Consider the following 14,120-nt stretch of genomic DNA (forward strand, 5'->3'; position numbering starts at 1 on the left):
GTGTGTATATCTGTTTGTTCTATAATGATATCCGGATGAGGGAAAAGTATTTGTGAAAACAGACTTAAATTTGTGAAAAAGCGATGCTGGTACAAAAGAAAAATTTTTCAGAACCCTTTTCCCGTTTAAAACTTAATAAATGATAATTTTGCCACCGATTTTTCTGAGAGAAAAAACGAATTTAATTATATTATTCTGATAATAAATCAATTATCATGCATAAAATCGAAAAACATCCCATACTTGATGTTCCTGTAACCGAAAAAACCACTTTTCTTTTCAACGGAAAAAAAATAATGGGTGAAAAAGGTTTTACCATTGCTGCAGCACTGCACCAGGCAGGATACCCTGTACACAGCCACAGTCTTTCTAACCGGGAGCGTAGCCTCGAATGTGGAATTGGGAAATGTGGTGCATGCGAAATGCTTGTTGATGGTGAAATAAAACGCATATGTATTACCACCGTTGATGGTATAAAAAATGTAAGTGAAATACCCAAAAACTTTATCCCCAATATTATTGAGGTGGGTAAAAACGAGCCGGTAAAAATTTATAAAACTACCGTAACGATAATTGGCGCAGGACCTGCGGGTCTTGCTGTAAGAGAAGAACTGAATCGGCATAAGATTGATAATATTGTAATTGACAATAATTCAAAAATTGGCGGGCAGTTTAATATGCAAACGCATCAATTTTTCTTTTTCGAAAAAGAAAAAAAATTTGGCGGTATGCGCGGTTTTGAAATTGCCCAAACTTTAGCAGGAAAAGACTTGAACGGAATATTTTTGAATTCTACTGTTTGGGATATTTTGGAAGGGAAAAAACTGGCAATTAAAAACATTAAAACCAACGAAATATTTTATATAGAAGCACAATACCTTGTAATATCAACAGGCGCAGTGCCATTTATGCCAACTTTTGAAAATGATGATCTGCCGGGGGTATATACAGCAGCCGTTGTACAGAAAATGATGAATACTGAATTTACCCTTTTGGGTAAAAATGTACTCACCGTAGGTGCAGGAAATATAGGATACCTTACATCTTACCAACTGATGCAAGCTGGTGCTCATGTAAAAGCCATCATAGAAGCCCAGCTAACAGAAGGAGGTTTTCCGGTGCAGGCAAACAGGGTACGAAGACTCGGCATCCCAATTTTAACATCCCATATTTTGCTTAAAGCTATTCCCAATGCTGATCATGATGGAATAATTGGAGCCGTGGTTGCTGAATGTGAAAATTTTAAACCCATACCAGGCACGGAAAAAATAATTGAAGGAATAGATGCCATTAATATTTGTACCGGTTTGGTTCCAGATGACCAGTTATTGATAAAAGGTAATGAAGTTTTTGGAAGAAATTGTTACGGTGCGGGCGATGCTTTAAGAATAGGAGAAGGCACAAGTGCTGTTTTAAGAGGCAAACAGGTTGCCTACGAAATTCTGGAAGCATTGGATGAACATTATTTGTATGATGATTATCTTGCACTTTCAAAAGAATATATTGATTCGCAACAGCATCCTTTAAAGGTGATAGATATACCTTTCTGTCCTTCTGATGAAAGAATAAAAAGTAAACCATTTGTTCAGATTGACTGTCTGTATGGTTTTGCCTGTAATCCCTGCGAATTTGCCTGTCCACATGGCGCCATCACCAAAACCTCTACGAGTACAGTTCCGCAAATTGATTTTGACAAATGCATAGGGTGCATGGATTGCGTTTACCAATGTCCCGGGCTTGCAATTTTTGGATATGCTGTAAATAAAGACTGGTTGTTTCTTCCCATTGAATACGAAGCCTCGGAAAAAGCGGAAGTTTACCTGGTGGATAACTATGGTAAAAAGCTGGGAGAAGGAATAATTGAAAAAATTCTTTATAAACCAAATAAAACAAATATAGCCAGGATAAAAGCCCTGGATATCCACGGGAAAGATCTTTTGCAGATAAGAGGATTTATTGTAAAAAAACAATATCCCAAGCCTATCGAAATGATTCCTACCCAATACCAATACAATGCCAATCCCTATGTTTGTCATTGCGACGATGTTACACTAACAGAAATTTTAGATACCATCACTGATAGAAAATTTATTTCTGTTGATGAAATAAAGCATACCACCCGTTTGGGTATGGGTGCCTGTAGGGGAAAAAGATGTATAAAAAGACTAAAACAAACTTTGATTGGCTCAGGTATTTCGATAGTGGGGGAGGCTACACCGAGAGGTCCTCTCTCCAATCAATTATCATTAGGCGAATTGTTTCCGAGAACAGAAAAAGATAAAATTATTCCCTATCTAATTGGAAAAGAAATTAAAAAGGAAATCGTGCAATCTTTTGTTGCAGGAGGAGGAATTGGAGGAAGCGCTCTTTTCCGGTATCTTTCCGAAGCCAGATTAAAACCTATAATGATTAATTTTGAAAGAGGTTCTTCGTGGCGAAATATTGCCGGTGGACGACCAGCCTTCAGCTTGCCTGAAATAGCAGAAATAGCCCGCAAAAACCATGAAATATTCGCCGAATTACAAAAAATTCACAATATTAATTTTCGCAATACCCGGTATGTAACTTTTGCGCACGACGCACCCACTTACAAATCTCTTGAAGAATCCTGCTCCTGGTCGGATGCCTACATGGTTGAACCCCGTGATTTTTCAAAAGAAATTTCACCTTTTATTAACCCGAAACTCAATGAGACTTATTTGTCGGCTTTAATAACCCGTGATTGCTGGCAAGCAACTCCAGGCAAGGTAATTGACCTGATTCGCCGAATAGGTTTGGATAATGGAGGTCAAATCCTTGAAGATTGTAAGTTGATAGATGTAAAAAAAGAAAACTCTACCTATTACATACTCATACAAAACCATAACAAAGAGTATGTGGAATACCAGAGCGAAATTTTTGTAAATGCAATGGGAGCCGGAGGCGAAATTTTTGCCCGGAAATTAGGCATAGAAACAGGATTGTACTCGATAAAACATCAAGCGTTTATTACCCGGCGCTTACCCATGATGGGCATAAACGGAAGTCCACTCGACATGATAATTGACCGTCGGAAATACAAAGGTTTTAGTGCCGTTTATGGACAACAATTAGGCGAAACAGGTCAAATAATAGGCTGTGCTTCACCGGCTGTAGAGCCTTTGGAAGCAGATAAAAATTTAAAAATCAATTCCAAAGAGTTCCTCGAAATTTCTGCCGAAATATTTGTCAACTGGTTTCCAAAACTTTCTTCGGTGGGTTTCCAGGCGGTATGGGCTGGTTATTATGTTGAACCCCGCATGTACATTGACCCCGAACTCGGATTATTCCTCGGTTTACGTGGACATGGGTTTATGTTAAGTCAATACCTTGCAAAAATGTATGTTGACAAACTCACGGGAAAAGAAATTCCCACTTATTTTGAAAGACTTAAACTGCAAGGCGACGGGCTGCTGGAAAGCGCTTTTAAATAAATATTTGTTATTCATAATATTAATTTTTAATTTTGCCCCCCTATTTTCAAAAATATGAAGATGGATTACATAAACGGTTTCGTAGTCCAATTCAGTGGGTTAAGTTTAGGCTTACATCCATTTGATTTTGAAATTGACCAAAGGTTCTTTGACCAAATTGAATATTCCGAAATTCGGAATGGTAACATAAAAGTGCATCTTGACTTCGACAAGCATGAACGAATGTTTATTCTCGATTTTCACATATCGGGTGAAATTGAAGTGATATGCAATCGTTGTGCAGAACTTTTTGCATATCCCATTCAGGGCAAAGAAAGGCTTATTGTTAAAATAGGGGAGACCACACCAGAAAATACAGAAGAAGATATTTTGATAATAAGCGAAACAGAATACAAATTAGATTTAAGCGGATTGCTTTATGAGTATATCAGTTTGATGCTACCGTTTCGTGTTGTTCATCCTGAAGATGAATATGGAAATAGCAAGTGCAACCCGGAAATGATTAAAAAAATTGAAGAAATGGCTCCCCGGCAACAACCCGATCCCCGGTGGGATTCGCTGAAAAAACTGATTAATAATGAACAAGAAAATAATAATTAATAATAATATTTAAGAACCATGCCAAATCCAAAACACAGGTTTTCAAAAACAAGAAGCGCAAAAAGACGCACGCATTACAAAGCAGAAGCACCTACGATTATTGTTTGTTCAAATTGTGGCGCATCTGTTCTTTATCACAGGGTTTGCCCCGAATGCGGTTATTATAAAGGGAAATTAGCTATTGAGAAAGAAGCAACTGCTTAAATATAGCATATTCATTTATTAAAAAATGCTTCCATGAAAATCGGTTTAGATGTAATGGGAGGTGATTTTGCTCCTAACGCAACCATTGCTGGTGCAATTCTTGCTCACAAGCAATTGCCTGCAACCGACAAAATTATACTTATCGGAGATGAAAAAATTATCGTAGAAATATTGCATCATGAAAATTATGCACCTGATAATTTCATTATTGCTCATGCTCCAGATGTAATAAGTATGGGAGAACACCCAACAAAAGCGTTGCTTAAAAAGCCACACTCAAGTATTGGCGTTGGTTTTCACCTTCTTAAAAATAAAAAAATTGATTCTTTTGCCAGTGCCGGAAGTAGCGGTGCGATGCTTGTAGGATCCATTTTTAGTGTTAATACCGTTCAGGGGGTCATCCGACCTTGCACTTCCGCAATTTTGCCTCAGGAAAACGGTAAAACAAGCATTCTACTTGATATAGGCACAAACCCTGATGTGAAACCAGATATACTGTACCAATTTGCTTTACTGGGTTCATTATTTTCGCAATATGTTTATAAAATTTCTCAACCCAGGGTAGCATTGCTCAACATCGGAGAAGAGGAAGAAAAGGGCAATATAACCTGCCAATCTGCATTCAAATTAATGTACAATTCCAAAGATTTTAATTTTATAGGTAATGTTGAAGGCAGAGATCTTTTTAAAAGCAAAGCAGATGTTATCGTTTGCGATGGATTTACCGGAAATATCGTCCTCAAAAGCGTCGAAGCAATGTACCGTCTGATGGTTAAAAGAGGCTTTTCTGATGATTATTTTAAGAGATTTAATTATGAAAATTATGGAGGAACACCCTTACTGGGAATAAATGCTCCTATAATTTTAGGACATGGAATCTCAAACGATATTGCGATAAAAAACATGATTTTGCTTTCTAAAGAAGTATATATGGCAAAACTTCCCCAAAAAATTAAAAATGCCATTCAAAACTACAACGATACCAACGAAGTGTAGTATTTAATAATTTAAATATGAGAACGATTAAAGCAGCTATTACCGGAGTGGGAGCCTACCTGCCGGAATATATCCTGAAAAATGACGAACTCAGCCGAATGGTGGACACATCCGATGAATGGATAATGACCCGGATTGGTATCAAGGAAAGAAGAATCTTGAAAGGAGAGGGAAAAGGAACCTCTGATTTGGGAAGTAAAGCGGTAAAGGACTTGCTTAAAAAAACCGGAGTTCAGCCGGAAGAAATAGATTTGCTGATTTGCGCTACCGTAACCCCCGATATGCAGTTTCCGGCTACAGCCAACATTATCAGCGAAAAGTGTGGTATTAAAAATGCCTTTAGCTACGATTTAAATGCCGGTTGTTCGGGTTTTTTATATGCCCTTACCACTGCTTCCAAATTTGTGGAATGCGGTACCAATAAAAAAGTAATTGTTGTCGGAGCAGAGAAAATGTCTTCTATCGTTGACTATAGCGATCGTGCTACCTGCCCAATTTTTGGAGATGGCGCTGGTGCAGTTCTGCTTGAACCAACCTTCGAGGATATAGGAATTATTGACACATTGCTGCAAACCGACGGCTCGGGAAAAATACATTTACACCAGAAAGCAGGAGGCTCAGTACTTCCTCCTTCGCACGAAACTATTGATGCACGATTGCATTATATTTACCAGGAGGGACAACCGGTTTTCAAATGGGCGGTATCGAAAATGGCTGATGTTGCCGTTGAAATGATGAACAGGCACAATCTGAAACCAGAAGATATTGCGTGGTTAGTTCCCCATCAGGCAAATATGCGGATTATTGAAGCAACAGCTAATAGGATGAAAATCAGCAAAGACCAGGTTATGATAAATATTCAGAAATATGGGAATACCACTGCTGCTACACTTCCTTTGTGTTTATGGGAATGGGAAAAAAATTTATATAAGGAAGATAAGATTATTCTTGCTACCTTTGGAGCAGGATTTACTTGGGGTGCCATATACCTGAAATGGGCATACAATCCCCGGTAATCTTTCATTGTTTTCATGGTTTTTTGGTTGAAGACTGCCCTCCCAATGAGGGTGGTCTTTTTTTATTCAATACATTTGCATTTATTTGATAAAATTGCAAGATGAAATATCCATAAGAATAATGCTCCTACAAACCGAAGATGATATTTTATGGATATTTCCCAGAGTTATCGGGACAAGCGATGTAACCAATAAATTAAAGAATTAAAAACACATGAAAAAAAGGGTTTTTTCTTTAGGTATTATATTGTTAACCATTTTATTAATGCCAAATGTACAAGCACAAAAATTTGGAGGCGGGTTTCAGTTTGGGCTTAGTACCAGTGAAATTTCTGGCGACAGATTTAATGGACCAAGCAAAGCAGGAATTTATTTAGGCGCATTTACCAACTTAAGGTTATCAACAAAAACTTCATTGCAACTTGAATTAAATTATGTGCAAAAAGGCAGCAGAAAGGTTCCGGATTCTACTTCTACCGATTCATATTTATTAAGAATAAATTATATGGAACTTCCTTTATTTGTTAAATATGACATTACTTCAAAAATAATCTTCGAAGCAGGTCCCTATATTGGATTCTTAATTCACCATTATGAAGAACAAAATTATGAGGAAGTGATTTCAGATCCACCGTTTGAAAAAACAGATATTGGTGCTAATATAGGGTTATATTATACTTTGTTAAAACATTTGCGTGCCAATGTTCGCTATTCCAATACCCTGTTTTTCCCAGTTCAAAAAAGAGGTTCGGGAAATACTTACTGGCTTAAAAAAGGCAGGTATAACGAAGTGTTGAGCTTTACCCTACATTACAATTTTTAAAATTTCGATGTATGCGTTTTCTGTTGAAAATAATTGTTGGAATAACCGGAGCCAGTGGCACGGTTTACGGACAAATGTTGCTTAATAAATTACAACAACTTACTGCGCAAATTGCTGATTGCCGGGTAATTTTTTCTTCTACTGCAAAACAGGTTTGGGAATACGAACTACAAAACAAAGCATTTACCAACATACCATTTACTGTACACGAACCTGACGATTTTTTTGCCCCCTTTGCGTCAGGATCTTCATCCTACGATGCCATGATAATATGTCCATGTTCCATGGGAACCTTAGGAAGAATTGCTGCCGGCACTTCGGGCGATTTGTTAACACGTGCTGCCGATGTTATGCTGAAAGAAAGAAAAAAATTGTTGCTGGTTACTCGCGAATCACCGCTTAGTCTTATACATATCAACAATATGAAAACGGTAACCGAAGCAGGTGGCATTATTTTTCCGGCATCTCCGTCGTTTTATAACCGTCCACAAAACATTGATGAACTCGTTGCTACGATTATTGACCGGGTATTACTGCATGTTGGCTTCGATATGGAAATTTCCGCCTGGGGAAGCAAAGAGCATTGATAGATTTTATCCGTAAACAACCTTGATCTTTTTTATCCGTCTTTTATCCGATGCTTCTATAGTAAACAGATATTCATCAATTTTTAGGCTGAATCCTTTTTCAGGGATCTGTCCGCTGTGTTCGAGTATTAAACCGGCTAAGGTATCGGAATCCCCCTTGTATTTATCAAATGTCGTATCACTTATGTTGAGAATTTTATAAAAATCGTTTAAACTGGTTTTGGCTTCAAAAATATAAGTGTTTTCGTCAATTTGTTGGTAACGGATTTCATCGTTTTCGGTATCCAGCTCGTCGCTGATTTCCCCGACAATTTCCTCAATAATATCTTCAAAAGTAACAATTCCGGAGGTGCCTCCATATTCATCCACCACTATTGCCATGTGAATTTTTTTCTCCTGAAAATCACTCAATAAGTCATTAATTTTTTTGTTTTCAGGTACAAAATAAGCGGGACGAACTAACGACAGCCAAATATTATCATGAGATTTATCAAGATAGGGCAATAAGTCTTTGGTGTATAAAATTCCGGAAATGTTGTCAATCGAGTCGGTATAAACGGGTATTCTTGAATACCCTGAATCAAGGATTACCTTTAAAACTTCTTCAAAGGATAATTCAGTATTTATTGCAGTTACGTCTATTCGGGCTTTCATAATTTCTTTAACTTCAATATCACCGAATTTAACGATTCCTTCCAACATTTTTCTTTCGCCTTCGGGTGAGTTTTCATCAGCGGTAAGTTCAATGGCTTTTGATAGTTCGTCTTTTGAAATGGTTATTCCTTTTTTCACCAGCCTGTGGTCAATAAGGTTTGAAGAGGAAACAAGCAACCAACTTAGGGGATATATTATTTTTACGAGTATTTGCAGCGGTTGTGCCATGAAATGTGCAACATGCAATGAATACCTGGCAGCAAAAACTTTAGGAAGTATTTCTGCGAAAAGTAAAATTAAAGAGGTGATGATAACAACCTGAACGATAAACTCCAGAACAGGATAGGTTCCAAGGTGGAAAATTTCAGAACCCAGCAAAGTGGACAGAATTACAAATGTGATATTAATAAAATTATTACAAATAAGTATTGTAGCCAGGAGTAATTTAGGTTTGTCAAGCAGTCTTACGATGACATCATCCTTTGGATTTTCGTTGGTTCTGATTGATTTTAGTTGGGAGGGAGAAAGTGAAAAAAAAGCAACTTCACAAGCCGAAATTAAAGCCGATGCAAATAACAATAAGGGCAAAAGAATAAAAAGAAAAATAATGCCTAATGAAACCACACTTGTTAAATTATTGTATGAATATATACTCTCCAGACTCATAAATTCTGGAATCAGAATTATTTTTTACGAAAAAATCTTCCCTTAAATTGTCAAACAGAAGGAAGCGTAAACAATAAATTGCAATATACTAAAATGGCAAATCATCTTCCGGCAGATTTGTATTGCCGGCGTGATTGTTATAATCATCATTCATTACCGAACCTTCAACCACAGGATGTTCGCTTTTCGGACTTCCAACAAGAACAAGGTTTTCGCCGATGATTTCGGTAATATACCGTTTGTTGCCATCTTTGTCTTCCCATGAGCGTGTACGGATTTTACCTTCAAGATATACCTGTTTACCTTTTAGAAGATATTTTTCGGCAATTTCAGCTAAACCTCTCCATAATACTACATTATGCCATTCTGTTTGTGCTGTTTTGCTTCCGTCTTTGTTTTTTATAACTTCAGACGTTGCTAAAGAAAATGTAGCCTTTTTAACGCCATTTTCCAGGTTTTGAATATCCGGGTCCCTGCCCAGATTGCCCACTAAAATTACTTTGTTTACTCCAGATGCCATTGTACATAGATTTAATTAAACCAAATTTACTTTTACAAAGATTTACAAATATAGACTAATCTTTTTCCAAAAGCAAATATTTTTTATAAAGCTGTTTAACAATAGAGGATTAAGTATGAAAAAACCAATGATCATATTTGCTTAAAAAAGTTTTAATCAAACTGGATACAGGATAGTTCTGTAATAATTCAGTATTTATCATTTTTGCTTCGGGAAAAAAGTTGTTTCCGCTTGCTGTTATTTTGTAAAATGTAGCGTTAATTATTTGATGGGTAAGTATATGCTTGAATATTTCGGATTGTCCGATAACAGAATCAACCCAAGAACTATCTTTTTCGAATTTGTTTATATATTCAGGTAATTGTCTGACAGATACTGGTATTTCAGTTTCTATCAGTGGAAAATCATATAATCCGTTCCAGATATCTTTTTTATTTCTTTTTCCGAATAAGGTGTAAGTGGAGTTTTCTTTTGGAATGATAAAGACCAGGTAATGAAAAAATCTGTTTTTTATGTTAATGGTTTTATTTTTAAGAGGAAGGGTATTTACTTCGTTTGATAAAAAAGCACTGCAATAATTTTGCAAGAGACATGATACACATTGTGGCGATACCTTTTTACAAACGAGCGCGCCAAAATCCATCAATGCAGAATTAAAAATACCAGGTTCGCTTTTAAGCAAAAGCTTATCGGCAAGCAGGTAAATTTGTGCTATGCCCGTTGCGGTATCCACAGGAGTTTTTACACCAAAAATTCTGCTGATAATTCGTATTACATTGGTATCCACGGTAGCATACGGAACATTATAAGCCAGCGATATTATGGCAGCAGCGGTATATTTACCCACACCTTTTAGTGAAAGAATTTCTTTATAGGTGGAAGGAAAAATACCATGAAATTCATTAACTATTTTTTTTGCTGTCAGGTGAATGTTTTTTGCACGTGAATAGTACCCCAGTCCTTGCCAATATTTCAAAACTTCGTCTTCAGTGGCGGATGCCAATTGAAATATTGTGGGGAAACGGGTAATAAAACGTTCGTAAAATACAAAACCTTGGCTGATTCGGGTTTGCTGGAGTATAATTTCGGAAATCCATATTTTGTAGGGGTCAGTAGTATCTCTTCATGGGAAATCCCGTTTATGTTCAGTAAACCAGTGTAGTATGAGGTTTTGTATTTTGCTGAAAGTTATTTTATTGGGGTGATTTATCATTTTTTGTGAAAAAATTTATATTTTTTTTCTAATTGAATTAAAATGAATTATATTTGCAGCCATATTAAAAATTTTATTTTCAAAACTTTAAAAACCTTTGAAGTATGACAAAAGCAGAAATCGTAGCAGACATTGCTAGCAAAACCGGCGTAGAAAAAGTAGCCGTTCAAGCAGTTGTAGAATCCTTCATGGATTCTGTAAAGGATTCATTATCAAAAGGCGAAAACGTTTATTTGAGAGGCTTTGGCAGCTTTACAATTAAACGTCGTGCTGAAAAAACCGGAAGAAATATTTCAAAAAACACCACCATTATTATTCCGGCACATAATATTCCTGCATTTAAACCGGCAAAAACCTTTGTTGTTGAAGTAAAAAACAAAGTTAAATAATTTTCTACGTTTACAAAATTAGTATCATGCCTAGCGGTAAAAAAAGAAAAAGACACAAAATGTCGACGCACAAGCGTAAAAAGCGCCTGCGCAAAAACAGACACAAGAAGAAATAGGCTTTACCGCCAATTTTTGATGAGGCTGTCCAAAAAGTATTCGGTTTCATATTATTGTCGAGTATTTTTTGGACGCCCTCTTTTAATACTCCTTGTTTCCCGTTCTCCTTAACCCACCGGTACTTTATCTCTGCATTTCGCTGGTAGCAATCATTCATTAAACTGATTTGTTTTGAATAAGGAGTTAATCATAGATTCAAATTCTTCCGAAGTCAATGTTGCATTGCTCGAAGAAAAATGCCTTGTTGAGTTAAACAAGGAAAAAAATGATCATAGCTTTTCCGTGGGTGATGTGTATCTTGGGAAGGTTCGTAAAATTATGCCCGGACTTAATGCCGCTTTTATTGACGTAGGTCATGAAAAAGATGCTTTTTTGCATTATTTGGATCTGGGACCGCAAATAAGTTCACTCAATAAGTATACCAGGATTGCTTTAGCCGGAAAAACCCCCAATCTTGCAACCAATTTTAATCTGGAACCAGACATTGAAAAAACTGGGAAAATTTCATCAGTACTCAATCCGGGGCAACAAATACTGGTGCAAATAGCTAAAGAACCCATTTCGACTAAAGGACCCAGGGTTACTTCCGAAATTTCCTTTGCCGGTCGTTTTCTCGTTCTTGTTCCTTTTTCTAACCGGATTTCTATTTCTCAGAAAATTAAAAGTCTGGATGAGAGAAATAGACTAAAACGTTTAATTACAAGCATTAAACCCAAACACTTCGGAATTATTATCCGTACTGTTGCCGAAAATAAAAAGGTCGCCGACCTGGATGCAGATTTAATTAGCCTGTTAAATAAATGGGAAAGTATAAGTACACAGTTACCCGGTGCGAAAGCTCCGTTAAAAGTTATAAGCGAAATGGCTCGTACTTCGGCTATTCTTCGTGATGTACTAAATGAAACTTTTAACAATATTCATGTTAATGATATTGTCCTATACGAAGAAATAAAAAATTATATACGAACCATTGCATCCGAAAAATTGGATATTGTAAAACTTTACAAAGGGAAAGTTCCTATTTTCGAGCACTTTGGAGTAGAGAAACAAATAAAAAATTCTTTTGGTAAAATCATCACTATCAAAAGTGGTGTGTATTTAATCATTGAACACACTGAAGCTTTGCATGTTATTGATGTTAACAGTGGGCATAGGGTGAATGCACAAAATTCACAGGAAGTAAATGCTTTGGATGTAAACATCGAAGCGGCTATAGAAACAGCTCGGCAATTACGCCTTCGCGATATGGGCGGGATTATAGTTATTGATTTTATTGATATGCACGAACCGGGAAACCGCCGCAAACTCTACCAAAAACTGAAAGAGGAAATGGCTAGAGACCGGGCAAAACATACCATTTTGCCTCCCAGCAAATTCGGTTTAGTGCAAATTACAAGACAAAGGGTAAGACCGGAAACCAATGTGCAAATCGTTGAAAAGTGTCCTTCGTGCGAGGGTACCGGCGAAATAAAACCCAGTATTATTTTAACCGATGAAATTGAAAATAACCTCAGGTATTTGATTCATGATCAAAATGAAAAAAAGCTAAAACTCAATGTCCACCCCTTTATTCATGCTTACCTTACCAAGGGAATTTTTTCCATCAGGTGGAAGTGGTTTTTAAAATACGGGAAATCAATATCAATAGGCAGTATGCAATCGTATCATTTTTTGGAATATCATTTTTTCAATAAAAACAACGACGAAATCAAAATGTAATTTTATTGCTATATGGAAATAGTAGTTAGCGGAATACGGTCTACCGGAGATTTACATCTGGGGAATTATTTTGGAGCCATCAGGAATTTTGTGAAAATGCAATACGAAAACTATTGTTATTTTTTTATAGCAGATTATCACTCGCTTACGACGCACCCCACTCCCAACGACCTACATGGCAACGTAGAAAAAGTATTAGTTAATTTTTTAGCTTGCGGACTGGATCCGGAAAAGACGACACTGTATATTCAAAGTGACCTTCCCGAAGTTGCCGAGCTTTATCTTTTATTAAACATGAATGCTTACCTTGGAGAGCTGGAACGCGTAACTTCGTTCAAGGATAAAGTTCGCAAGCAACCAGACAATATTAATGCCGGGCTGCTTACTTATCCTACCCTCATGGCTGCAGATATTATTATTCATAAGGCACATAAAGTGCCGGTGGGCAAAGACCAAGAGCAACACCTTGAAATGACACGGACTTTTGCCAATCGTTTTAACAGAATGTATAAAGTAGATTATTTTCCGGAACCCCAAGCATATAATTTTGGAGAAGCATTGGTAAAAATACCAGGTTTGGATGGCGGCGGGAAAATGGGAAAATCGGAAGGAGAGGGGAATGCCATTTTCCTTTCCGATACACCTGAAATGATACGTAAAAAAGTAATGAGGGCAGTTACCGACTTCGGTCCGGTACAAATGTGCCAGAAAAAACCAGATGCCATAGCAAATTTATTTACTCTTTTATCAGTTGTTTCTACTCCCGAAACCGTGGAATATTTCGATAATTTATACAATAAATGCCAAATACGTTATGGAGATTTAAAAAAACAACTTGCCGAAGATATTATTAAATTTACTCAACCATTCAGAGAAAAAATTACAGAATTATCGGCAAATAAATCCTACCTTCGAAAAGTAGTAACCATGGGCGCCGAAAAAGCTCGGGTAAGTGCTGCACAAACCATTAAAGATGTGCGTTCAATTATTGGGTTTAAGTCATTTTAATGCAATGTCATGCCATCACAACGAAAAACATTGGTACAATTTACAGAATGGTTTTTAAGAATTGCTATAATAATATATTGCTTTTCTTTTTTATACAATGTTAATAACGATCTTTCTTTGGAGAATAATTTTTGGGATGGATTTGTAAAAATTGTG

The 14,120-nt window shown here is 36.7% G+C and carries 13 protein-coding genes; 10 read left to right on the plus strand and 3 right to left on the minus strand.

The genetic code is table 11. From position 1 onward, the window contains the following. Positions 1 to 215 precede the first annotated feature (215 nt). The 7 genes from M0R21_01665 to M0R21_01695 all read left to right on the plus strand — a co-directional run bounded on the left by M0R21_01665 (position 216) and on the right by M0R21_01695 (position 7,678). Positions 216 to 3,452, plus strand: coding sequence for an FAD-dependent oxidoreductase (locus M0R21_01665; GenBank protein ID MCK9616522.1), 3,237 nt, complete (start codon positions 216 to 218; stop codon positions 3,450 to 3,452). A gap of 60 nt (positions 3,453 to 3,512) precedes the next feature. Beyond that, on the plus strand, positions 3,513 to 4,052 hold the full coding sequence (locus M0R21_01670) for a DUF177 domain-containing protein (GenBank protein MCK9616523.1): 540 nt from the start codon (positions 3,513 to 3,515) through the stop codon (positions 4,050 to 4,052). Positions 4,053 to 4,070: 18 nt separating this feature from the next. After that, positions 4,071 to 4,256, plus strand: coding sequence for a 50S ribosomal protein L32 (gene rpmF, locus M0R21_01675; protein MCK9616524.1), 186 nt, complete (start codon positions 4,071 to 4,073; stop codon positions 4,254 to 4,256). Positions 4,257 to 4,289: 33 nt separating this feature from the next. Further along, a complete protein-coding gene (gene plsX / locus M0R21_01680; GenBank protein MCK9616525.1) occupies positions 4,290 to 5,252 on the plus strand; it encodes a phosphate acyltransferase PlsX in 963 nt (320 codons plus the stop codon). Positions 5,253 to 5,269: 17 nt separating this feature from the next. Beyond that, positions 5,270 to 6,268: a ketoacyl-ACP synthase III gene (locus M0R21_01685; GenBank protein MCK9616526.1), complete on the plus strand. Its 999-nt coding sequence runs from the start codon at positions 5,270 to 5,272 to the stop codon at positions 6,266 to 6,268. Positions 6,269 to 6,482: 214 nt separating this feature from the next. Beyond that, positions 6,483 to 7,091 (plus strand): PorT family protein, encoded by a 609-nt coding sequence (locus M0R21_01690; GenBank protein ID MCK9616527.1) that lies wholly within the window; start codon positions 6,483 to 6,485, stop codon positions 7,089 to 7,091. Positions 7,092 to 7,102: 11 nt separating this feature from the next. Beyond that, a complete protein-coding gene (locus M0R21_01695; GenBank protein MCK9616528.1) occupies positions 7,103 to 7,678 on the plus strand; it encodes a UbiX family flavin prenyltransferase in 576 nt (191 codons plus the stop codon). A 6-nt stretch (positions 7,679 to 7,684) separates the two neighbouring features. Here the strand turns inward: M0R21_01695 and gldE are convergent, their stop codons facing one another. The 3 genes from gldE to M0R21_01710 all read right to left on the minus strand — a co-directional run bounded on the left by gldE (position 7,685) and on the right by M0R21_01710 (position 10,581). Next, a complete protein-coding gene (gene gldE / locus M0R21_01700; protein ID MCK9616529.1) occupies positions 7,685 to 8,998 on the minus strand; it encodes a gliding motility-associated protein GldE in 1,314 nt (437 codons plus the stop codon). Between the two features lie 88 nt (positions 8,999 to 9,086). Continuing rightward, positions 9,087 to 9,518: a single-stranded DNA-binding protein gene (ssb, locus tag M0R21_01705; GenBank protein ID MCK9616530.1), complete on the minus strand. Its 432-nt coding sequence runs from the start codon at positions 9,516 to 9,518 to the stop codon at positions 9,087 to 9,089. Between the two features lie 109 nt (positions 9,519 to 9,627). Continuing rightward, positions 9,628 to 10,581 (minus strand): NUDIX domain-containing protein, encoded by a 954-nt coding sequence (locus M0R21_01710; protein MCK9616531.1) that lies wholly within the window; start codon positions 10,579 to 10,581, stop codon positions 9,628 to 9,630. Between the two features lie 254 nt (positions 10,582 to 10,835). Between M0R21_01710 and M0R21_01715 the strand changes: the two genes are divergently transcribed. The 3 genes from M0R21_01715 (at position 10,836) to trpS (ending at position 13,964) form a co-directional block, all read left to right on the plus strand. Beyond that, entirely contained in the window at positions 10,836 to 11,120 is a 285-nt protein-coding gene (locus M0R21_01715) for an integration host factor subunit beta (protein MCK9616532.1), read from the plus strand. A gap of 288 nt (positions 11,121 to 11,408) precedes the next feature. Further along, positions 11,409 to 12,956 (plus strand): Rne/Rng family ribonuclease, encoded by a 1,548-nt coding sequence (locus M0R21_01720; GenBank protein MCK9616533.1) that lies wholly within the window; start codon positions 11,409 to 11,411, stop codon positions 12,954 to 12,956. 12 nt (positions 12,957 to 12,968) lie between these two features. Next, complete coding sequence (trpS, locus tag M0R21_01725; protein ID MCK9616534.1) at positions 12,969 to 13,964, plus strand: tryptophan--tRNA ligase; 996 nt, start codon at positions 12,969 to 12,971, stop codon at positions 13,962 to 13,964. Positions 13,965 to 14,120 lie beyond the last annotated feature (156 nt).

This window comes from Lentimicrobiaceae bacterium, from assembly GCA_023227965.1.
GTDB lineage: Bacteria > Bacteroidota > Bacteroidia > Bacteroidales > JALOCA01 > JALOCA01.

What these genes read in the sequence shown, in the direction of transcription:
- M0R21_01665 (MCK9616522.1), top strand. Translation starts at nt 216, where the DNA reads ATGCATAAAATCGAAAAACATCCCATACTTGATGTTCCTGTAACCGAA.
- M0R21_01670 (MCK9616523.1), top strand. Translation starts at nt 3,513, where the DNA reads ATGGATTACATAAACGGTTTCGTAGTCCAATTCAGTGGGTTAAGTTTA.
- rpmF (MCK9616524.1), top strand. Translation starts at nt 4,071, where the DNA reads ATGCCAAATCCAAAACACAGGTTTTCAAAAACAAGAAGCGCAAAAAGA.
- plsX (MCK9616525.1), top strand. Translation starts at nt 4,290, where the DNA reads ATGAAAATCGGTTTAGATGTAATGGGAGGTGATTTTGCTCCTAACGCA.
- M0R21_01685 (MCK9616526.1), top strand. Translation starts at nt 5,270, where the DNA reads ATGAGAACGATTAAAGCAGCTATTACCGGAGTGGGAGCCTACCTGCCG.
- M0R21_01690 (MCK9616527.1), top strand. Translation starts at nt 6,483, where the DNA reads ATGAAAAAAAGGGTTTTTTCTTTAGGTATTATATTGTTAACCATTTTA.
- M0R21_01695 (MCK9616528.1), top strand. Translation starts at nt 7,103, where the DNA reads ATGCGTTTTCTGTTGAAAATAATTGTTGGAATAACCGGAGCCAGTGGC.
- gldE (MCK9616529.1), bottom strand. Translation starts at nt 8,998, where the DNA reads ATGAGTCTGGAGAGTATATATTCATACAATAATTTAACAAGTGTGGTT.
- ssb (MCK9616530.1), bottom strand. Translation starts at nt 9,518, where the DNA reads ATGGCATCTGGAGTAAACAAAGTAATTTTAGTGGGCAATCTGGGCAGG.
- M0R21_01715 (MCK9616532.1), top strand. Translation starts at nt 10,836, where the DNA reads ATGACAAAAGCAGAAATCGTAGCAGACATTGCTAGCAAAACCGGCGTA.
- trpS (MCK9616534.1), top strand. Translation starts at nt 12,969, where the DNA reads ATGGAAATAGTAGTTAGCGGAATACGGTCTACCGGAGATTTACATCTG.